Origin of the sequence: Massilibacterium senegalense (genome assembly GCF_001375675.1) — a bacterium.
GTDB lineage: Bacteria > Bacillota > Bacilli > Bacillales > Massilibacteriaceae > Massilibacterium > Massilibacterium senegalense.
Genome location: NZ_LN831786.1, coordinates 2,081,395 through 2,102,858 on the forward strand (window position 1 = coordinate 2,081,395; position 21,464 = coordinate 2,102,858).

At 37.9% G+C, this 21,464-nt stretch carries 24 protein-coding genes; 7 read left to right on the plus strand and 17 right to left on the minus strand.

Annotated elements, in window-relative coordinates:
* Positions 1-292: 292 nt before the first annotated feature.
* Complete coding sequence (locus tag BN1372_RS13775; protein WP_062200882.1) at positions 293-901, plus strand: hypothetical protein; 609 nt, start codon at positions 293-295, stop codon at positions 899-901.
* A gap of 85 nt (positions 902-986) precedes the next feature.
* On the opposite strand, the gene rpsR is transcribed toward BN1372_RS13775, so the two are convergent.
* From rpsR to BN1372_RS13810, 7 genes are all read right to left on the minus strand, one after another.
* Entirely contained in the window at positions 987-1,220 is a 234-nt protein-coding gene (gene rpsR, locus BN1372_RS13780) for a 30S ribosomal protein S18 (protein ID WP_062200884.1), read from the minus strand.
* A 46-nt stretch (positions 1,221-1,266) separates the two neighbouring features.
* Complete coding sequence (gene ssb, locus BN1372_RS13785) at positions 1,267-1,794, minus strand: single-stranded DNA-binding protein (RefSeq protein ID WP_062200886.1); 528 nt, start codon at positions 1,792-1,794, stop codon at positions 1,267-1,269.
* Positions 1,795-1,820: 26 nt separating this feature from the next.
* On the minus strand, positions 1,821-2,108 hold the full coding sequence (gene rpsF / locus BN1372_RS13790) for a 30S ribosomal protein S6 (RefSeq protein WP_062200888.1): 288 nt from the start codon (positions 2,106-2,108) through the stop codon (positions 1,821-1,823).
* A 113-nt stretch (positions 2,109-2,221) separates the two neighbouring features.
* A complete protein-coding gene (gene ychF, locus BN1372_RS13795; RefSeq protein ID WP_062200889.1) occupies positions 2,222-3,322 on the minus strand; it encodes a redox-regulated ATPase YchF in 1,101 nt (366 codons plus the stop codon).
* Between the two features lie 90 nt (positions 3,323-3,412).
* Positions 3,413-3,610: a DUF951 domain-containing protein gene (locus tag BN1372_RS13800; RefSeq protein WP_062200891.1), complete on the minus strand. Its 198-nt coding sequence runs from the start codon at positions 3,608-3,610 to the stop codon at positions 3,413-3,415.
* A 2-nt stretch (positions 3,611-3,612) separates the two neighbouring features.
* Positions 3,613-4,476: a mechanosensitive ion channel family protein gene (locus tag BN1372_RS13805; RefSeq protein ID WP_062201393.1), complete on the minus strand. Its 864-nt coding sequence runs from the start codon at positions 4,474-4,476 to the stop codon at positions 3,613-3,615.
* Between the two features lie 34 nt (positions 4,477-4,510).
* Positions 4,511-5,509, minus strand: coding sequence for a hypothetical protein (locus BN1372_RS13810; protein ID WP_062200892.1), 999 nt, complete (start codon positions 5,507-5,509; stop codon positions 4,511-4,513).
* 297 nt (positions 5,510-5,806) lie between these two features.
* Here BN1372_RS13810 and yyaC point away from each other — a divergent pair, with 297 nt between their 5' ends.
* Positions 5,807-6,436 (plus strand): spore protease YyaC, encoded by a 630-nt coding sequence (gene yyaC / locus BN1372_RS13815; protein WP_062200894.1) that lies wholly within the window; start codon positions 5,807-5,809, stop codon positions 6,434-6,436.
* On the opposite strand, the gene BN1372_RS13820 is transcribed toward yyaC, so the two are convergent.
* The 10 genes from BN1372_RS13820 to rpmH all read right to left on the minus strand — a co-directional run bounded on the left by BN1372_RS13820 (position 6,431) and on the right by rpmH (position 15,950).
* Positions 6,431-7,132, minus strand: a complete 702-nt coding sequence (locus tag BN1372_RS13820) for a DUF554 domain-containing protein (protein ID WP_062200895.1) — start codon at positions 7,130-7,132, stop codon at positions 6,431-6,433. The two genes, yyaC and BN1372_RS13820, sit on opposite strands and share 6 nt — an antisense overlap.
* Before the next feature lie 19 nt (positions 7,133-7,151).
* Positions 7,152-8,000: a ParB/RepB/Spo0J family partition protein gene (locus tag BN1372_RS13825; RefSeq protein WP_062200897.1), complete on the minus strand. Its 849-nt coding sequence runs from the start codon at positions 7,998-8,000 to the stop codon at positions 7,152-7,154.
* The gene (locus tag BN1372_RS13830) at positions 7,981-8,754 is read right to left on the minus strand and encodes a ParA family protein (protein ID WP_062200899.1); all 774 of its coding nucleotides are present in this window, start codon (positions 8,752-8,754) and stop codon (positions 7,981-7,983) included. The genes BN1372_RS13825 and BN1372_RS13830 overlap by 20 nt, the downstream gene beginning before the upstream one ends.
* Positions 8,755-8,897: 143 nt before the next feature.
* A complete protein-coding gene (noc, locus tag BN1372_RS13835) occupies positions 8,898-9,818 on the minus strand; it encodes a nucleoid occlusion protein (protein ID WP_062201396.1) in 921 nt (306 codons plus the stop codon).
* A 45-nt stretch (positions 9,819-9,863) separates the two neighbouring features.
* Positions 9,864-10,583, minus strand: coding sequence for a 16S rRNA (guanine(527)-N(7))-methyltransferase RsmG (rsmG, locus tag BN1372_RS13840; RefSeq protein WP_062200900.1), 720 nt, complete (start codon positions 10,581-10,583; stop codon positions 9,864-9,866).
* A gap of 61 nt (positions 10,584-10,644) precedes the next feature.
* The gene (mnmG, locus tag BN1372_RS15400; protein WP_062200902.1) at positions 10,645-12,531 is read right to left on the minus strand and encodes a tRNA uridine-5-carboxymethylaminomethyl(34) synthesis enzyme MnmG; all 1,887 of its coding nucleotides are present in this window, start codon (positions 12,529-12,531) and stop codon (positions 10,645-10,647) included.
* Between the two features lie 15 nt (positions 12,532-12,546).
* Positions 12,547-13,929, minus strand: coding sequence for a tRNA uridine-5-carboxymethylaminomethyl(34) synthesis GTPase MnmE (gene mnmE, locus BN1372_RS15405; RefSeq protein ID WP_062200904.1), 1,383 nt, complete (start codon positions 13,927-13,929; stop codon positions 12,547-12,549).
* 494 nt (positions 13,930-14,423) lie between these two features.
* Positions 14,424-15,257 carry a YidC family membrane integrase SpoIIIJ gene (gene spoIIIJ, locus BN1372_RS13855; protein WP_062200906.1) on the minus strand — a complete coding sequence of 278 codons (834 nt, stop codon included), beginning with the start codon at positions 15,255-15,257 and terminating at the stop codon, positions 14,424-14,426.
* A gap of 132 nt (positions 15,258-15,389) precedes the next feature.
* Positions 15,390-15,737 carry a ribonuclease P protein component gene (gene rnpA, locus BN1372_RS13860; protein WP_062200907.1) on the minus strand — a complete coding sequence of 116 codons (348 nt, stop codon included), beginning with the start codon at positions 15,735-15,737 and terminating at the stop codon, positions 15,390-15,392.
* A gap of 78 nt (positions 15,738-15,815) precedes the next feature.
* Positions 15,816-15,950, minus strand: a complete 135-nt coding sequence (gene rpmH / locus BN1372_RS13865; RefSeq protein ID WP_062200909.1) for a 50S ribosomal protein L34 — start codon at positions 15,948-15,950, stop codon at positions 15,816-15,818.
* A gap of 858 nt (positions 15,951-16,808) precedes the next feature.
* On the opposite strand from rpmH, the gene dnaA reads away from it, so the two are divergent.
* From dnaA to remB, 5 genes are all read left to right on the plus strand, one after another.
* The gene (gene dnaA / locus BN1372_RS13875; protein ID WP_062201399.1) at positions 16,809-18,158 is read left to right on the plus strand and encodes a chromosomal replication initiator protein DnaA; all 1,350 of its coding nucleotides are present in this window, start codon (positions 16,809-16,811) and stop codon (positions 18,156-18,158) included.
* 259 nt (positions 18,159-18,417) lie between these two features.
* Positions 18,418-19,560: a DNA polymerase III subunit beta gene (dnaN, locus tag BN1372_RS13880; RefSeq protein WP_062200913.1), complete on the plus strand. Its 1,143-nt coding sequence runs from the start codon at positions 18,418-18,420 to the stop codon at positions 19,558-19,560.
* Between the two features lie 132 nt (positions 19,561-19,692).
* A complete protein-coding gene (yaaA, locus tag BN1372_RS13885) occupies positions 19,693-19,905 on the plus strand; it encodes a S4 domain-containing protein YaaA (protein ID WP_062200914.1) in 213 nt (70 codons plus the stop codon).
* Positions 19,906-19,917: 12 nt separating this feature from the next.
* Entirely contained in the window at positions 19,918-21,036 is a 1,119-nt protein-coding gene (gene recF / locus BN1372_RS13890; protein ID WP_062200916.1) for a DNA replication/repair protein RecF, read from the plus strand.
* Positions 21,037-21,042: 6 nt separating this feature from the next.
* A complete protein-coding gene (gene remB, locus BN1372_RS13895) occupies positions 21,043-21,273 on the plus strand; it encodes an extracellular matrix regulator RemB (protein ID WP_062200917.1) in 231 nt (76 codons plus the stop codon).
* Positions 21,274-21,464 lie beyond the last annotated feature (191 nt).

Here is a 21,464-nt window from a genome sequence, read left to right on the forward strand (position 1 = left end):
AGTAATAAGACGCTCGATGGAAGAGGCGCCTCTTTTCCTCTGGAATCGAGTGACTATTACGGCAGTCGCTAGCCTCCCAGAGCTAGATTATACAAAAAGCAGAGATGGGCTCGCTTAACGACGGAGCTATAAGGCGAAGGGCGAAAGAGGTGGTCTTTGCCTCTGGAGCATTTTGATTTATAGCGGAAGTCGTTAGCCCATCGGAGCTAGACTATCAAAAAAGGTTTCTTCTTATGTAAAGACTGATCAAACAATAAAAAAGTTTTATTATCTTGCAAAGATAGGTGAAAAAATGAAAAATAAATTTGGTTTGATCCTGTTAATTCTTTTTACTATCGGCTCGCTCGTCTCGTATTCTTTTTTACCAGACTTCGTCGTTACCCAGCACGATTTCCAGGGAAATCCAACAACGGAATTGCCAAAATATTTACATTTACTAATTAGTATCGTAGTCATTACCTTTCTTTATTTGTTATCAGAAACCTTTTTACGTTCCATTTCAACGAAAAACAAAAAATATATTTCTATTTTATGGAATGGTATCATTCTTTTTATCATTGCTGTTGATGTCATCATTGGATTAAATGCGATTGGTATACCAATAACAAATCGAGCATTTTTTGTTTTACTTGGGTTGTTTTTTATTTTTCTTGGATTCATCGCCCCTAAAACACCAAACATCCCGGGATTTCAAATCGACATTCCCGATGAAGCAATGACAAAGAAACTAGAAAAATGGACGGCTAGCTTATTTGTATTCGGGGGAAGTTTAATTATAATATTTGCTGTCCTTCTGCCAAAAGCATGGCTCGATTATGCGATGCTCATTATCATTTTAGGCATCGTTCTTTTACTCGTTATTCCAAGTTTGATTGTTTCGGTAAGGTCTGTGATGAAGTGAGGAAAAAAGCAGTCGTACGTCACATTTTGATGGAATAAATGAAAAACAAAAAGCACAGCTTAAGCTGTGCTTTTTATCCGTTCTATTATTCTCCACTTACGTATGGAAGTAACGCCATTTGACGTGCACGTTTAATTGCACGAGTTAATTGACGTTGGTATTTTGCAGACGTTCCAGTTACACGACGAGGAAGAATTTTCCCACGTTCAGAGATGAAACGTTTTAAAAGATCAAGATCTTTATAATCGATGTAAGTGATTTTGTTTGCAGTAAAGAAACACACTTTACGACGTTTACCACCGCGACCACGACGAGCCATCATAACCCCTCCTTCTCTTCTATATTTTTCAATCTATCCGGTTACCTTAGAAAGGTAAATCATCATCAGAAATATCGATTGGTTGTCCATCATTTAAGAAAGGGTCTTCGCCACCTAATCGAGTATTTTCTCTTGGTGGGTTTTGTCCGCCACCAGCTGCAAATGGATTATTGTTTGGCTGTTGACCACCATAATTTTGCGGTTGTGCTTGTGGTTGCCCACCGTAACTTCCCGCACCCATTCCAGCTTGTTGTGATCTTGGTTCTAAAAACTGAACGCTATCGGCAACAACTTCTGTGACGTACACGCGACGCCCTTCTTGATTTTCATATGAACTAGTTTGAATGCGACCATCGATGCCAACTAAATTGCCTTTTTTACAATAGTTTGCAACATTTTCAGCCTGGCGTCTCCAAACAACAATGTTAATGAAATCTGCTTCTCGTTCACCTTGTGCATTCGAAAAAGTTCGATTCACCGCACATGTAAAACGAGCGACAGCAATCCCACTAGCAGTAAAACGAAAATCTGGGTCTTTTGTTAAACGTCCAACAAGTACTACTCGATTGATCATCGGAACGCTCCCTTTCTAAACGATTCTTATTTTTCGTCTTTAATTGTCATGAAACGAATGATATCGTCACTGATTTTTGCAAGACGATCGAATTCTTGAACTGCTGCTGGTTGAGCAACAAGGTTAATTAATACGTAATATCCTTCACGGAAATCGTTAATTTCATAAGCTAAACGACGTTTACCCATTTCAGTAAATTTCGTAATTTCAGCACCTTGCTCAGTTAAAACGTTGTTGAAACGTTCGATTAAAGCTTTTTGTGCTTCTTCTTCCATGTTTGGACGGATGATATACATAATTTCGTATTTGCGCATCCTTCATTCACCTCCTTTTGGACTAAGCGGCTCCACTATGGAGCAAGGAGCAATTATACAATTACTCACGGTAAAAAATTATATCAAACTACTGACATAAACACAACTAAATTTTATACATTAAATCTAAAATGCATTACATCTCCGTCTTGCACAACATACTCTTTTCCTTCAAGACGTAATTTTCCTTTTTCTTTTGCAGCAGCTTCACTACCTGCTTCCATTAAATCTTCATATGACACTACTTCCGCACGAATAAAGCCGCGCTCAAAGTCTGTATGAATAATTCCAGCTGCTTGTGGTGCTTTCATGCCTTTTGTAAATGTCCAAGCACGAACTTCTTGTACCCCTGCTGTAAAATAGGTTCCTAATCCTAACAGATGGTACGCTGCTTTAATTAATTGATCCAAGCCTGATTCTTCAATGCCTAGTTCTTCTAAAAAGGCTTGTTTTTCCTCTCCATCAAGGTCAGAAATCTCTTCCTCAATTCTCGCACACACCACAATCACTTCTGCTCCTTCATTAGCCGCATACTCTTTTACTTTTTGTACGTATGGGTTTTGGTCAGGATCTAGTAAGTCATCTTCTCCAACATTCGCCACATATAATACAGGTTTCGACGTTAATAGTTGAAATCCTTTTACAACTTTCTCTTCTTCTTCTGTTAATGCGACAGAACGTGCTGATTTTTCTGCTTCAAATGCTTCTTTTAATTTAGAAAGTGCGCTAAATTCCACCACTGCATCTTTATCTTTTTGTTTTGCCATTTTTTCTACTTTGGTAATTCGTTTCTCGATTGTTTCTAAGTCCGCTAAAATTAATTCTAAATTGATTGTTTCAATATCTGCAATTGGGTCTACAGAACCTGCTACGTGCGTAATATTTTCATCTTCAAAACAACGCACCACATGGCTAATCGCATCTACTTGACGAATATGCGATAAAAATTTATTTCCTAGTCCTTCCCCTTTGCTCGCACCTTTTACAATTCCTGCAATATCCGTAAATTCAAATGTTGTCGGTACTACTTTTTTCGGTTGGACAATTTCTGTTAATTTATTCAAACGCTCATCTGGTACTTCTACAATCCCTACATTCGGGTCAATTGTACAGAATGGATAGTTTGCACTTTCCGCACCTGCTTGTGTAATTGCATTAAATAAAGTTGATTTTCCTACATTCGGTAACCCTACGATTCCCGTTGTTAACGCCATTTTTCCCACTCCTATCTTCACTGCCTGACAATTCGTCCTAAGTATAAATTATATAAAAGAACGCGAGGGCATACAAGAACAACCCTCGCGTTACTCAGAAGCTTTTTCTACTACCTTTTTTAATTTACGAACAAAGTCGCGCCTCGGCATCATAATACTATGATCACAACCGACACATTTAATCCGAATATCCGCCCCAACACGAATCACTTTAAATTGTTTCGACCCGCACGGATGTGGCTTTTTCATTTCCACAATATCGTTTAGCCCAAATTCTTTATCCGTCACGACTATCCTTCCTCCTTGTGTCTTACTTCTTCCATTTTTTCTTCTGCTTGGTTTAATAATACCATGCGAGGATAAGGAATTTCGATACCATGTTCATCTAAATATTGTTTCACTTCTTTCCGAAGCACGCGCGCAATTTTAATATGATTCATCGGCAATGTTTCCGCGACAATACGAATCATCACATCGCTACTACCAAGCATTTGAACGCCTAATACTTCTGGTGGTGACACAATTTCATCATATTTATTTTCAATCGTTTTTAAATATTCTTGAATCATCTGTTCCGCCCTATCAATATCTTCTTCATAGGCGATGCTAACATCCACTACCGCGATGCTGTTATAAAGGGAAAAGTTCGTCACTTCAATAATACTACTATTTGGTAAAATATGTACTTCTCCCGTCCAATTTTTTATTTTTGTTGTCCGAAGTCCAATTTCTTCTACTGTCCCCTCAAATTGTCCAATTTGGACATAATCTCCTACCGCAAATTGATCTTCAAATACAATAAAAAATCCTGTAATAATGTCTTTTACCAAACTCTGCGCTCCAAAACCAACCGCTAAACCGACAATCCCAGCCCCAGCAAGTAGCGATTTTACCGGCACGCTCATTTCTTCTAAAATCATAATTAACGCAATAAAATAAATGACATACGTCACCACATTTTGTATAAGGCGCGACAATGTTTCTTCACGCTTTTCCGAATAACGTAATGGCGATTTAATGCGTAAATTAAAGACGTTCGCAATTGCCGTTTTAATTACTTTCACAACGATTTGCGACACAATAATAATGAGTATAATTTTTAACGTTTTTTTTCCGAACTTTAACCACAAATCTGCATCTGTTACATACATCATCGCTTGCTCATATATACTAGAAAACCAGCCCAACTTATGTCACTCCTTCACGTTTCGTAATCACTTTAAAAAATAAATACAAATTTAGTACCCCGTATAATGGATATAAAAATTGCACTAACGTTTTAAACCCAATAAAGGTAAAGGGAATCATCCATAAACATATCATAAAAACGAAGGAAGATTCACGCATCTGGATATGTTTTTTCACCCGCGCGGTAATTCCTAACACATTCATCGCAATCGTCGTAATAATCGCCAACCAAAGTAATAAAATCATCACCCAAACATCTAAAGATGATTCTAAAAAAATAGATAACGGTATATCGTATTGTTCGACATCTGCAGAAGAAAATTTGAGTGTTCGGTCATATAAAAAAATAAAAAAGAACAAGATAATCGTACTAAAAAAAGCTATAAATCCCGCTTCTTTTCGACTTTTCAACTGATACCCTACCGTACTCATTACCGCAACAAGCGGCAATAAATTAAACGAAGTAAACAAAACAGATGGAATCATACTGCTAGAAAATGAAAACGATAACGCATGTGCAGGAAGTTGTAAAAATGCTCGTCCTAACAAAAACAACAACCCGACAATTAAAAATGGCATAATAAACGTATTTAATGCCATCACTCCTTTTAGATGATATAAAAACATCACATACACCATAAAACTAATAAACAACACACTGAACAGCGAAGCTAACCCAACAATTTCTCCCGTCGCCCCACCAGCTGCCAACATCACAATCGTCGTCACAATTAAATAAAAAAACAAAAAAACATCATATACATGCGCCATCTTCTCGCCAAGTAAACGAGTTAAAAATTGTTTATAATGCTCCGTGTTCCACGTGAAACTTAACGACAACACTTTATAGCAACAAACGAAAAAAACAAATGGAAAACAAAACAAAGCTAGTCCTTCATCCGCCTGAAAAAACTGCCATATTTCACGACCAGAAGCAAATCCAGCCCCAATCATGGCACTAATCAATAACCCCGTCATTTGAAAAATCCGGATCCACAATCGCCTATCCTCCCTCTCAAATGTATCCACAACCACTTTCCTTCCTTACAGAAAACCAATTTCTTCTACGCCACTCCTAGAAGAAATTTCCTTCCTTGTTTTTTCGGATGGCTTAGTTCCTCTTGGAAGGTATAAAGAAAACTGCTTTTGCCGGTCTTGCAAAAGTTAGTTGCACTTATGCCACTCCTAGAAGAACTTGCCTTCCTTGTTTTTTCGGATGGCTTAGTTCCTCTTGGAAGGTATAAAGAAAACTTTTTTTCCGTATACTGTTACTACTATTCAGAAGGAGGTCACTCTATGAATGAATCGGTATCGATACAAATGGACGATAATTTTTCCTTTCCCTATCGTTCTCGAAAATTATTAGCGCAAAAAATAGTGGATCATTTTCCAATCCATCGTCCGATTGTGTTTGTTTGTATTGGGACGGATCGTTCAACTGGCGATGCACTCGGTCCATTGGTGGGCAATCAATTAAGTCGTTATCATTTTTCCGACTTTCACATATACGGGACGACCGCACACCCTGTTCATGCGAAAAATCTTGAGCAAACGATGCAAAGAATTCAAAAAATGCATACATCTCCGTACATTATCGCCATCGATGCGTGTTTGGGTGTACGGCAACAAATAGGAACGATTTTATATAAACAAGGACCAATTTCACCCGGGTCTGCTTTTCAAAAAGAGTTATCACCTGTAGGAGATTGTCACATTGCTGGAATCGTCAATATGAAAGGTATGATGGACTTTTTCGTTTTACAAAGTACAAGGCTTCATCACGTACTTTGTATGGCAAACGGCATTGCAACTTCGATTCGTTCTGCTTCTATGCTTTATGAACAAAAAAAGGCTACCTTTTTCGCACAAAAGGCAGAAAAAAAGCAACCGAAGTTTACCTTTTTCGATAAATTTCGGTCGCTATAAATAAAGAATAATTGGGACCATACATGCTAATACAAGAATGGCTGGCAACAAATTTGCTACCCGTATTTTCGTTAACCCTAGCATATTTAATCCAATGGCTAAAATCATAATCCCACCAACAGATGTCATTTCTATAATATACATCTCCATCGCTTCTGGTGGGACAAGTTTTTCAATGTATATTGCCAGTAATGTAATAATACCTTGGTAAAGGAAGACAGGAATCGCAGCTAACATGACCCCTATTCCTAATGTGGATGTTAATAAAATACTTGTAAATCCATCTAACAATGATTTCGTAAACAGTAAATCATGATTACCGCGGAGACCGCTATCAAGGGAGCCTAAAATGGCCATTGCCCCAACACAATATAAAAGTGTTGCTGCAACGAATCCCCGGGCAATCGCACCTTCTTCTTTTGCTCCTACTTTCTTTTCGACATATTTTCCTAAGTAATTAAACTTAGCGTCTAAATCGAAGCGTTCTCCGAGATACGTCCCAATTACTAAACTTCCAATTACCATTAAAAACTGTTCACTTTTTAAGCCCATTTGAATTCCTAAAATACTAACAGACAAAGCAATTACTTGCATGAGAGAAGATTTATATCGTTCTTTAATTTTTGTTAAGACTAAGCCAAGTGAAGAACCAATCACGATGGCTATGGCGTTCATAATTGTTCCTAGTAAAACCACATCCGCACTCCCTCTGCTTCTACTCTTGGCGAAGCAATTGTAAAATCCGTTCTAAGTCTTCTTCCGACATAAAATCGATTTCAATTTTTCCTTTTTTCTTCCCTTTTTTAATACGGACAGCAGTGCCAAATTGTTCTCGCAAATAATGTTCTTGTTCTTTTACGAAGACAGATGGTTTCACTTCTTGTTTTTTTGTTTCACGTGAAACATTGTTCACCATTTGTTGGACCGCTTGCTCTAATTGACGAACACTCCACTGTTTCTCTATCGTTTCATCCGCTAGTTGTTCCATTTGTTTTTTCGTTTTTAATCCTAATAACGCCCGACCATGCCCCATTGATAACGATCCTTGCGCCATCATATCAAGGACGATAGCAGGTAAATGTAAAATACGAAGATAGTTTGCCACATATGGTCTGCTTTTACCGACCCTTTGTGCTAATTCTTCTTGCGTTAATTTTAGCCGCTGCATTAATTGTTCATACGCTTGTGCTTCTTCGATAGGATTTAAATCTTCCCGCTGTAAATTTTCAATTAATGCAAATTCCATCATTTCCTCATCGGATAATGGCTTTACTACGACTGGCACTTCTTTTAATCCAGCTTGTTTTGCTGCACGAAAGCGTCGTTCTCCGGCAACAATTTCATATCCTCGAATGCTTTGTCGAACGATTAAAGGTTGAATAATGCCATGTTGTTGAATCGATTGAACGAGTTCTAACAATGCTTCCTCTTCAAATGTTTGACGTGGTTGATACGGATTCGGACGTAACGTCGATAATTTTACATTTTGTACTATTACGTCTTCCGATTTATCTAGATTATCTTGAAAAATCGCTTCCATTCCCCTACCTAACCTCTTCACCAACACCCATCACTTCCTTTGCAAATTCTAAATACACTTGCGCTCCGCGAGAGCGTGCATCGTACAGAACAATTGGTTCCCCGTGACTAGGGGCTTCACTTAAGCGAACATTTCGAGGAATAATCGTTTGATACACTTTGTCTTGGAAATATTTTTTCACTTCATCAATTACTTGAATACCTAAATTTGTCCGCGCATCAAGCATTGTTAACAATACGCCTTCGATTGAAAGATTATCATTTAAATGTTTTTGCACAAGGCGAATGGTGTTGAGTAATTGACTTAATCCTTCCAATGCATAATATTCACATTGAACCGGAATAATCACTGCATCAGCAGCTGTTAACGCATTAATTGTTAATAGTCCAAGAGAAGGGGGGCAATCAATAATAATATAATCATAGTTTGTTTCTACTTTTTCGATTGCGCGTTTTAATCGTACTTCCCTTGAAATCGTCGGTACGAGCTCAATTTCTGCTCCTGCTAGTTGAATCGTTGCTGGCACTACATCTAATCCATCCATTGCTGTATGTAAAATTACTTTTTCTAGTTCTGCATCTTCGACTAATACGTTATAAATACATGCTTCTACTTCTCCTTTTTCGATTCCTACTCCACTCGTTGCATTCCCTTGTGGATCCGTATCGACAAGAAGCACTTTTTTTCCTAAATACGCTAAACAAGCACTCAAGTTTACCGACGTTGTCGTTTTTCCTACGCCACCTTTTTGATTGGCAATTGCTAAAATTTTTGTCACATCGTCACCACCTGTCAAAAATCAATGAAGCATCTAGAGTATTTCCGTTGTTTCTCCGATATGCTTTATTGTCTTTTTAATCCATTGTACCATGAAGTGAAAAAAAAAAGCCCATCTTTTTCACTTCTTCGATGGGCTTTAGACTATTTTTTCTTTTGAATAATAATTTTTATTTCGTAATAATCATCATGATCTTCTTCTTCTGATTGGATGTTCATTCCTGCTTGAGAGACCATTTGAATTGATTCACGAATTGTATTGCGTGCTAAACGGACGTCACGGCTAACCGATTTACGCATCGGTTTTTTCTCTTTTTTCGGTGGTGCTTGTATTTGTTTAATCCGTTCTTCCGTTTGCTTCACGTTATATCCTTTTTGTAAAATTTCTTGCCACACTTGAAGTTGTAACGCTTCATCCTTTAAGACAAGCAACGCTCGGGCGTGCCGTTCTGATACTTCTCGTTTCATTAAAGATTGCTGAATTTCCTCTGGCAACCTTAACAACCGTAGTTTATTTGCGACGGTTGATTGTGTTTTTCCTAATCGTTTTGCCAGCGCTTCTTGTGTTAGATTTTGCAACTCTATTAATTTCGCATATGCTGCCGCTTCTTCAATAGCAGTTAATTCTTCCCGCTGCAAGTTTTCGATTAATGCAACAGATGCCGTTTGATTATCATCCATGTCTTTTACAATTGCAGGAATCGTTTCCCATCCTAATTTAGAAACCGCACGAAAACGTCGTTCCCCTGCAATGATTTCAAACTGATCTGCCACTTTTCGAACAACAATAGGTTGAATAATACCATGTTCTTCAATGGTTTGCGCCAACTCATCAATTTTGTCTTCTATAAAAATAGTACGTGGCTGAAAACGATTGGGCACAATGTGACCAACAGGAATTTCTTGCACCTCGTCTTGACGACTATCATTTGATCCATCTTGTTGAAGCTCGTCTACTTCGTTTTCATGTGGAACATGTTCGACTTGCTCTTCCTGGATCTCTTTCTCCTCTGCGTCATCTTTTTTATCCATAAAATTAAAAAAACGCGACAATGGATTCATAATAGACACCACCTTTACTAAATCCTCTATTATGTTTCACGTGAAACATTATGTACCTAACGGTTGTTTATTTGGCGTTCCTGGCTTTCGCGGATATTTTTTCGGCGTAGGCTTTACTTTTTGAATAACGGTAATATTTCGTTCACTCTCTTCGAATGGTAAAGTAAAAGAATGATTTGCTATGAGCTCACCGCCAAGCATAGCGATTGCCTTTTTTCCTTCTTCTAACTCTGATTCTAATTGTGCACCTTTCATCGCCACAAAACACCCATTTATTTTTACAAGCGGCAAACAAAACTCACTTAATACGGACATTCTCGCAACAGCTCTTGCTGTCACCAGATCAAATGATTCCCGCTTGTCCTTTCGTTTTGCAAATGTTTCTGCTCGGTCATGGTATAATGATACGTTTTCTAATTGTAATTCATCGACTACATGTTGTAAAAACGTAATTCGCTTTTGCAAAGAATCTACGATTGTCACATGCATGTTTGGAAAACAAATTTTTAACGGCAAGCTTGGAAAACCAGCCCCTGCACCGACATCACACACCGTCAATGGTTTCGTGAAATCGATATAAAAAGCAGCGGTAACAGAATCATAGAAATGTTTTAAGTACACTTCCTCTTCTTCTGTAATCGCTGTTAAATTCATTCTTTCATTCCATTCTACTAATAAATGAAAGTAACGGTCAAATTGTTGTAATTGTTGCGAAGAAAGGTCGATGCCTTTCTCCGCTAACATTTGTTGAAAAGTTTCTTTGTTCATGTTTTCCTCCCTTTCCCGCTCTTTAACGGGCAATAAGGCCCCCCATTGCTGGAAGATTTATTTATTGAGACACACGTGAGATGTGACCTTGTTCTAAATAAACGAGCAAAATAGAAATATCCGCTGGGTTTACCCCTGATACACGTGAAGCTTGTGCAACCGATAATGGACGTACTTCATCTAATTTTTGACGAGCTTCCATCGCAAGCCCCGATATCGCAAAGTAATCAATATCGACTGGGATTCGTTTATTTTCTAACCGTTTCATTTTGTCTACTTGTTGCAATTGTTTTTGAATATATCCATGGTATTTAATTTGAATTTCAATTTGTTCGGCAACGTCCTCTGTCACTTCTTCTTCTGGAGGGATAATCGATGCAATATGTTTATAATGCACCTCTGGACGTTTTAATAAATCACTAGCATGAATACCATCTTTTAATTCACTAGAACCAATTGAACGAAGCAATGATTGTAATTGCTCTGTTGGTTTTAAAATAATCGATTGTAATCGTTCTTTTTCCCGTTCAATCATCTCTCGTTTTTCTGTAAATGTTTGATAACGTTCTTCACTAATTAATCCAACTTTATACCCGTAATCCGTTAAACGTAAATCCGCATTATCGTGACGTAATAACAAGCGGTATTCCGCACGTGATGTAAGTAAACGATACGGATCACGCACCCCTTTTGTGACTAAATCATCGATTAACACCCCGATATACGCTTCGGAACGACTTAAAATAAGCGGTTCTTTTCCTTGAAATTTTAATGCGGCATTAATACCTGCCATTAACCCTTGACAAGCTGCTTCTTCGTATCCACTCGTCCCATTAATTTGACCTGCTGTATACAAGTTTTCCACTAATTTTGTTTCGAGTGTTGGCCAAAGTTGCGTTGGCATAATCGCATCGTATTCAATCGCATAACCGCTGCGCATGAACGTAGCATTTTCAAGACCTGGTACAGATTTCACCATTTCTACTTGTACATCTTCTGGCAACGATGTCGATAATCCTTGTACGTATACTTCTTCTGTATGACGTCCTTCTGGTTCTAAAAAGATTTGATGTCTTGGTTTATCGTTAAAACGAACAATTTTATCTTCAATAGATGGACAATAACGCGTACCGATTCCTTCGATCATCCCGGAATACATCGGCGAACGACTTAAGTTTGCTTCAATAATTTCATGCGTACGCGGGCTCGTATATGTTAACCAGCAAGGCACTTGGTCCATATTAAATTCTGTCGTTTCATACGAAAATGCCCGTGGTTCTTCATCTCCCGGTTGAATTTCCGTTTTACTATAATCGATTGTACAGCTATTTACCCGCATCGGCGTACCTGTTTTTAACCGCATCATGTCAAACCCTAATTTTTTCAAGCTATCCGATAATTTCATCGCTGGTTGTTGGTTATTTGGTCCGCTAGAATATGCCAAATCACCGATAATAATCCGCCCGCGCAAGTAGGTTCCAGTCGTAATAATGACAGCCGATGCTTCGTAATGTGCACCTGTTTGTGTAATAACACCGCGACATACCCCGTCTTCTACAACTACTTCTTCTACCATTGCTTGGTGCAACGTTACATTTTCTGTTCGTTCAATCGTCCGTTTCATTTCTTGTTGATACATTACTTTGTCCGCTTGCGCCCGCAATGCGCGTACTGCCGGACCTTTTCCTGTATTTAACATTCGCATTTGAATATTTGTTTTATCAATGTTTTTTCCCATTTCTCCGCCTAGTGCATCCAACTCACGAACAACAACCCCTTTTGCTGGACCACCAATCGACGGGTTACACGGCATAAAACCGACCATATCTACGTTAATCGTAAGCACTAATGTGTTACATCCCATACGTGCAGCAGCAAGCGCAGCTTCAATGCCCGCATGCCCTGCTCCAACGACAATGACATCATAACGACCTGCCATATATCCCATGTATCATACCTCCTTTTATTTTCCTAAACAAAATTGTGAAAAAAGTTGATTAATTAAATCTTCGCTTACTGCATCCCCAATAATTTCTCCAAGCAACTGCCACGTACGCGTAATATCAATTTGAACTAAATCAATTGGCATTCCCGCTTCACTGGCGTTCATCGCTTCTTGTAATGCTGCTTTCGCTTGCTTTAACAAGGCGACATGGCGCGCATTCGATACGTACGTTAAATCGCCTGCTTCCACTTCTCCTTTAAAAAACAACGTGCGAATTGCTTGTTCTAACTCATCCATCCCTTGCTCTGTTACCATCGAAGTCGTAATAATCGTTCGATTTCCAACCAATGCCCGCAATGCTTCTAACGAGATTTTTTGTTCTAAATCTGTTTTGTTCACTACGACAATCGTTTCGCGATCTTCAATCGTTTCAAAGAGTGATTTATCTTCCTCCGTTAACGGTTCATTGTAATTGACAACAAACAGCACTAAATCTGCTTCTTTTACTTTTTGTTTCGAGCGCTCTACTCCGATTTTTTCAACGACATCTTCCGTTTCCCGAATGCCTGCTGTATCAATTAATTGCAACGGCACACCCCGTACATTTACATATTCTTCAATCACATCACGCGTCGTTCCAGGAATATCTGTTACAATCGCTTTGTTTTCATGCACAAAATTATTTAACAGCGAAGATTTACCGACATTTGGTCGACCGATAATGGCCGTTTTCAGCCCTTCTCGTAAAATCTTCCCTTGCTTCGCCGTTTGCAACAACGCATCTAATTGTCCCATCACAAGCGATGCTTTTTCTAAAATGAGTTGATTCGTCATTTCTTCCGCATCGTATTCCGGATAATCAATATTCACTTCCACGCTCGCAATCGTTTCAATTAATTCTTGACGCAACGACTGAATTAATCGCGAAAGTTTCCCTTCCATTTGCGTTAATGCTACATTCATCGCTCGGTCCGTTTTCGCCCGAATTAAATCCATTACCGCTTCCGCTTGCGACAAATCGATTCGTCCATTTAAAAAGGCCCGTTTCGTAAACTCCCCTGGTTCCGCCAAACGAACATCCTTTTGTTCTAACACTAGCTCTAACACGCGATTTACCGAAACAATCCCGCCATGACAGTTAATCTCGACAATATCTTCCCGCGTAAACGTTCTAGGCGCCCGCATGACAGAAACCATCACTTCTTCGACCGTTTCCTTCGTCTCCGGATTCACTAAATGCCCATAATGAATCGTATGCGTCGGCACATTTCTTAACTTTTCTTTCCCTTTATAAATTGCATCCACCGCAGCAACAGCCTCTGTACCACTCACGCGAACAATTGCAATAGCACCTTCTCCCATCGGAGTAGAAATCGCTGCAATCGTATCTAATTCCTTCATACCTTCACCTTCTTTCCATCAAATTTCCAAAACATCTATATATAAATTATTCCTTCTAAAGTAAAAGTACCAACATAACATAATAACATAAAAAAGCGCAGGGTGCTCGTTTAGAGCGACTAGCATAAGCTGGATTGCGGAATGAGGCGATTTTTCCTCATGGAGCAATACAGCTTATGACTCGAGCTCCTAGCGCCCGGAGCTGGATGATAAAAAAGCGCAGGGTGCTCGTTTAGAGCGACTAGCATCAAAAAGCTACCATCTAGTAGTCAGCTCTGCTCCTATTTCCCTATTCTATCGGTATTCTTCTTTATTCTAACCATAATCGGTATTCTATTCTCTACACGACTTCGAACGTTGTTTATTTTATCATATTTCGGCCTAGAAATAACGTCACCTAACTAGGAAAACATCTGTTATTGTGGATAACGTTTATTTTTTGTATGGAAAGAGAAAATAAAAAAGGCTAGCGAAATGGCTAACCTTTTTTATACTTAACGTTTTTTCTTTTTATTTTTTTGTGCTTGTTGATTTTGTTTTTCTTGTTCTTCTTTTTTCGCTTTTTCTTCTGCATGTCTTTTCTTTGCTGCACGCATCGCTGGACCCGTAACAAATAATGTTTGTCCGATTGTAAAGCATGTTCCAATTACCCAATATAAAGAAAGGGCTGCTGGTAAAAATATCCCGAACATTAAAATCATTACGGGCATCATGTAGGTCATCATTTTGATTTGTTGCGGTACTTCATCCATGTCACGAATCATAATTTTTTGTTGCAAATACGTTAAAACAGCCGCTAAAATCGGCAATAAGAAAAATGGATCTGGATTTCCTAAATCAAACCATAAGAACGAATGGTTTTTAATTTCTTGCGTCCGCATAATCGCATGGTAAAATCCAAGTAAAATTGGCATTTGAACTAATAAAGGTAAACAACCGCTAAACGGATTAGCACCTGTTTCTTGAAACAAACGCATTGTTTCTTCTTGTAATTTCCGTTGCGTTTCCGGATCTTTAGAACTATATTTTTCACGTAACTTTTGAATTTCTGGTTGTAAATTTTGAACAGCAACTTGGCTTTTCGTTTGTTTCACCATAAGAGGTAATAAAACGAGACGAATTAAAATAGTGACTAAAATAATCGCTACTCCATAGCTAGAACCAAAAAATTTGGCTACTTCTGTAATTAACCAGCTTAACGGATACACGAAATACTGATTCCAAATCCCTTCACTATTTGGCGTAATTGGTTCGTTTACTTGTGTACACCCCGTTAACAATACGAGTAAGCCAACCAAACTAAGAAGTATGGCTGTTTTTTTTCTCACACAACTTCCTCCCTTATGTTATGTACTTGTTTTCTTCATCTATCTCAATGATTCGCAAACAAATCCCAATGTGTGGGTTTTATCCGAAACAACTTCGACATAACAAAAGTATACTTGTTTTCTTCTAAAAATTTAAGGTCTTTCTGTAAAAACTTTTGCTCGTTTTAGCACATGCTTCAAACTCTTCTCTATTTGTTCATAGTCCATCGAAGCCGTTTGCATACGTGCAATGACGACATAATCTTTATCTTGTTTTAATGTATGCCCAATATTTTTAAACACTTCTCTTATGTAACGCTTCACTCGATTTCGCGTAACAGCGTTTCCCACTTTCTTTCCTACAGAAACTCCTAAGCGGAAATGAGATTGCCCTTCTTTATCTAGCACATATACGACAAATTGACGATTCGCAAAGGAGTGTTTTGCACGTAAAATTTTTTGAAATTCTTTTTCTTTTTTCACTCGATATTCTTTCTTCATCGTTTACATCTCCTACTCCATTTGCAAATCATTCTTTCGTTACTAGAAAAAAGACCACTGACGACTCAGTGGCCTAGATTATGCTGATAACACTTTTCTTCCTTTACGACGACGACGAGCAAGTACTTTACGTCCGTTTTTCGTGCTCATACGCTCGCGGAAACCATGAACTTTTTTTCTTTTACGTTTGTTTGGTTGAAATGTACGTTTCAATTATTACACCTCCTAAGACTTGAGGATAAGCTTGTTAGACAGTCTTTCATATTATAAAGAAAGGAGTGTTTTTTTGTCAACCTACGAAAGAAGATTTTTTCTACCTCTTTTAGCCATTTTCTCCTCCTCTTCGGACAAATACAACACCGTTTTCTTGCTTTCTTCTCTTTTCGATGCTCCAGCAGCAAGATTATTTGCTCTTTTTACACATCCATTCGTCCAAATGCAAACCTGCGATCAATTATTTCTGATACTATTATTCTTTTTCAAAATCAAGGGGTGGAAAATTCTTTTTTTCTAGTTTCTCAAACGAAAAAGCTTTTTTCACATCCCCTAAATCTGCCAACTCTTTTCTTATATTTTTTATGAACAAGTTTTCTTTTTTTCGACTGTGGATAATTCTTTTTCTGATTTTTTGACTTATCCTACTACTCATCGACAAGTTACACACAAAATATAGTATTGTGGATAGTTACTTTCCACAACTGCTAGTACTTGTGGATAACTTGTAAAAAATCGTTGATTATCGACCTTTTATCTGTTATGATTATTGTGTTTTAACTCGTTCATAAGTTGTCCACTATCCTATTTTATCCACACCCTGTGGATAAAATTGTGGACACTTTTTTATCTATTGTGATTTTTTTATCCACACTTACTCCTCATGTGTTAGCAATTCATTTTCCTACTATATTATATACGATGTGTGAATATTGTGTGGAAAGAATATTTATAAGTTTATATACAGGTTGAATTTATGAGTTATACAAACGTTGTACGAATAAAGAAATCGCTTTACGTTGCGCGTAAAATGGCGATTAATGAAATGTCCGTTGTGAAGGAGGGACTACCGTGACTATTGAAAACATCGATGATTTGTGGGAAAAAGTTCTCGCAGAAATTCGAGAAAAAGTAAGTAAACCTAGTTTTGAAACATGGTTTAAACAAACATCAGCTCACGCTTTACTAGAAGATAGTATCGTTGTTTCTGCTCCGAATGAATTTACAAAAGGATGGCTAGAATCACGGTATTCAGAGTTTATTTCGCAGATTATCGAAGATTTAACAGGAGCTCCATTAGAGATTAAGTTCACCGCTCCACCTGGTGATGGAGAAAAAGAATTTGATTTAGAAGCGCCAAAGCCAATGATTAATGTAGACGGAACGGAAAGCCCAGATGCAAAAACGATGTTAAATCCAAAATATACGTTTGATACGTTTGTCATCGGGCAAGGAAACCGCTTTGCACACGCTGCTTCGCTTGCGGTAGCAGAAGCGCCAGCAAAAGCGTATAATCCCCTATTTATCTATGGGGGCGTAGGATTAGGAAAAACACATTTAATGCATGCGATCGGCCATTATGTCATCGAACATAAGCCAAATGCAAAGGTCGTCTATTTGGCATCTGAAAAATTCACAAACGAGTTCATCAACTCTATCCGTGATAACAAAACGGTAGAATTTCGGAATAAATACCGGAATGTTGATGTCTTGCTAATTGATGATATTCAATTTTTAGCTGGAAAAGAACAAACACAAGAGGAATTCTTCCATACATTTAATGCGTTGCACGAAGAAAGTAAACAAATCGTCATCTCAAGCGACCGTCCACCAAAAGAAATTCCAACGTTAGAAGATCGCTTGCGTTCACGATTTGAATGGGGATTAATCACGGATATTACACCGCCAGATTTAGAAACACGTATTGCTATTTTACGTAAAAAAGCGAAAGCAGAAGGATTGGACATTCCAAATGAAGTGATGCTTTATATTGCGAACCAAATCGACACGAACATCCGGGAATTAGAAGGAGCGCTAATTCGTGTTGTTGCCTATTCATCGCTAAATAAAAAAGATATTAATGCATCGCTTGCTGCAGAAGCATTGAAAGATATTATCCCTTCGCAAAAGCCAAGGGTAGTTACTGTTCACGACATTCAGCGCGTAGTTGGAGAACAATATCAAGTGAAACTAGAAGACTTTCAAGCGAAAAAACGGACAAAATCCGTTGCATTCCCGCGTCAAATTGCCATGTATTTATCACGAGAATTAACCGACCTATCCTTACCGAAAATTGGCGATGAATTCGGTGGCCGCGATCATACGACGGTCATTCATGCGCACGAAAAAATCACGAACTTAATGAAAGAAGATCCAACCTTCCAAGAAGAAATCGAAAACCTGATACAACAAATTAAAAATCGATAAAGAAATCTATCTATCCATCCTTTATTCCAAAAACGTAGACGTCACATCTCTCGTTTTACTGTTTCTAGGTAACTTAAATATGTTAAAGTAAGAGTCTCATTGCCCTTTTGTGATCGGTAATTTTATACACAGTCTATCCACATGTGGATAGACTTTATTTCCCTGTGTTTTATAGAGTTATACACATTGTTAACAACCCCTACTATTACTATTTTATTTTTTAATATATATATATAAAGCATTTTTAAGGAGGATCATCATGCATTTTTTAATCGAACGGGATATTTTAATCGAAGCCATTCAAGATGTATTAAAAGCAGTTGCTTCTAAAACACCGATTCCAATCTTAACTGGGATTAAAATCGTTGCAACGGAAGAAGGAGTAACATTGACTGGTAGTGATTCTGATATTTCCATCGAACGTTTTATACCAGCAGAAGAAGATGACGAAGTTCATATTGAATTAAAAAGATTAGGAAGTCTCGTATTGCAAGCCAAATTCTTTGCCGAAATTGTTAAAAAACTACCGAAAGATATGGTAGAAATTGAAACAAACGAACATTTTGGAACACTCATTCGCTCTGGCTCAGCACAATTTAACTTAAACGGGTTCGATCCAGAAGAATACCCGCGTTTACCACAAATTGAAGAAGAAAATGTATTTAAAATTTCATCTGACTTATTAAAACAAATGATTCGACAAACAGTATTTGCTGTCTCTACCCAGGAGACACGACCAGTGTTGACAGGTGTAAACTGGGTCGTAGAAGCTGGACAGCTGTCATGTATCGCGACAGATAGCCATCGTTTGGCAATGCGTACGGCACAAATTGAATCGCTGTCGCCTGACTTAACGTTTCACAATGTAGTTATCCCGGGGAAAAGCTTAAACGAATTAAATAAAATTATTGAAGATACGACTGATTTACTTGAAATTGTCGTAACAGAAAATCAAATTTTATTCCGAGCGAAAAATCTACTCTTTTTCTCACGTTTATTGGACGGAAATTATCCAGAAACAACGAGACTTATTCCGCAAGAGAGTCAAACAACGATTAAAGTAAAAACGAAAGACTTTTTACAAACGGTTGACCGTGCTTCTTTACTAGCACGTGAGGGACAAAACAATGTGATAAAATTAATCGCATCGCAAGATAAAATATTAGAGATTTCTTCCAATTCCCCGGAAATCGGAAAAGTAGTAGAACGACTTCAAGCGCAAGAAGTAGAAGGAGAAGAATTAAAAATTTCCTTTAGTGCAAAATATATGATGGATGCATTAAAAGCAATTGATGATGATGAAATTGAAATTCGTTTCACAGGTCCAATGCGCCCATTCGTTTTACACGCAATGGAAAATCAAGCAGTTTTACAATTGATTTTGCCAGTTCGCACATTTTAATAACATCATTTCTAGCCGTACAACTGATGAGTACGGCTAGATTAATTTTTGTAAAAGAAACACATTGCCCAAGATGAAATGAGTTTAGTACAATAATACATAGAGCAAAACGTTTGGAAGGTAGGGAATCCGATGGAAAAAATAACAATTGATACGGAATACATTACATTAACACAAGCGTTAAAATTAGCCGGCGTCATTGATACTGGCGGTATGGTGAAGTGGTTTTTATCGGAACATGAAGTATATGTAAATGGCGAACTAGAAAATCGTCGCGGGAAAAAACTATATCCAGGAGATTACGTGCGAATCAAGGGAATAGAGGAATTTGTGATTGAATCGTAAGGTGGGAATGCCGTGTATTTAACACAACTCGATGTAAGAAATTTTAGAAACTATGAAAATGTCCAATTAACATTTGAAAATAAAGTAAATATTATAATTGGACAAAACGCCCAAGGGAAAACAAGTCTCATGGAAGCAATTTATGTTTTAGCAATGGCTAAGTCACATCGAGCAACAAAGGATAAAGAGCTTATCCGTTTTGATGAAAACTATGCTAAAATAGAAGGTAGGCTTGAAAAGCGAAACGGACCGTTATCTTTAGAATTAGTTATTTCTAATAAAGGAAAAAAAGCAAAGTGTAATTCATTGGAGCAACGGAAATTAAGTGACTATATTGGGCATATGAATGTTGTAATGTTCGCACCTGAGGATTTATCGATCGTAAAAGGGAGTCCTCAGGTGCGCAGACGTTTTATTGACATGGAATTAGGACAAATTAGTCCGGTTTATATGCATGATTTGTCACAATATCAAAAAATATTGCACCAACGGAACCAATATTTAAAGCAAATGAATACATCCAAACAAAATGATGTCATCATGTTAGATGTCTTAACAGAACAGTTTATTTCAATCGCTGTGAGAATTGTCCAAAAGCGAATGGCATTTATCGATATGTTAATATCCTGGGCTCGGCCGATTCATGAAAGTATTAGCCGAGGCCTAGAACAGCTAACAATCGAGTATAAACCGTCCGTCAAGGTATTAGAACAAGAAGATTTGCCAACAATGGTAACAGCGTATAAACAAGAGTATGAACGGATAAAAAAACGTGAGTGGGAACGAAAAACTTCTTTATTTGGCCCCCATCGAGATGATTTGATTTTTTATGTGAATCAAATACCAGTTCAAATTTACGGATCGCAAGGGCAACAACGGACGACCGCCTTATCCATTAAATTAGCAGAAATTGAATTAATGAAAGCGGAAGTAGGAGAATATCCTATTTTACTTTTGGATGACGTATTAAGTGAGCTAGATGACTTTAGACAAACTCATTTATTAAATACGATTCAAGGAAAAGTACAAACCTTTGTTACTACTACAAGTGTAGAAGGCATTTCTCATGAAACAATTGAAAAAGCAACAAAATTTGAAATTCATGAGGGGCAAATTGTAAAGGTAAGGTGAAAGAAAATGTACGTTCATTTAGGTGAACATGTCGTTGTTCCGAAAGCAGAAATGATTGCCGTTTTAGATGCACAAACACAAGATTTAGCATCGTATAAAACGGGAAATCAAAAGGTGATACAAGTGGCAAAAGACCAAATCAAGTCAGTTGTCATTACAAAACGATCTATATATTTTCTTCCTGTTTCAACAAGTACATTAAAACGCCGAATGTCCATCACCCCATATGAACAATGAAAAGCAGATGGCGCTTGGTCACCGACGGAGGGATAAAACGAACAACGGAAAAGGTGGTTTTATCTTTGGAGTTGGGCGGCTTATACCGGAAGTCGGTAGCGCCTGCAGCTAGACAATGAAAAGCAGATGGCGCTTGGTCAGGGGCGACAAACAGATGGCGAAAAATGTAAGATAACAAAATGTTAAATTTT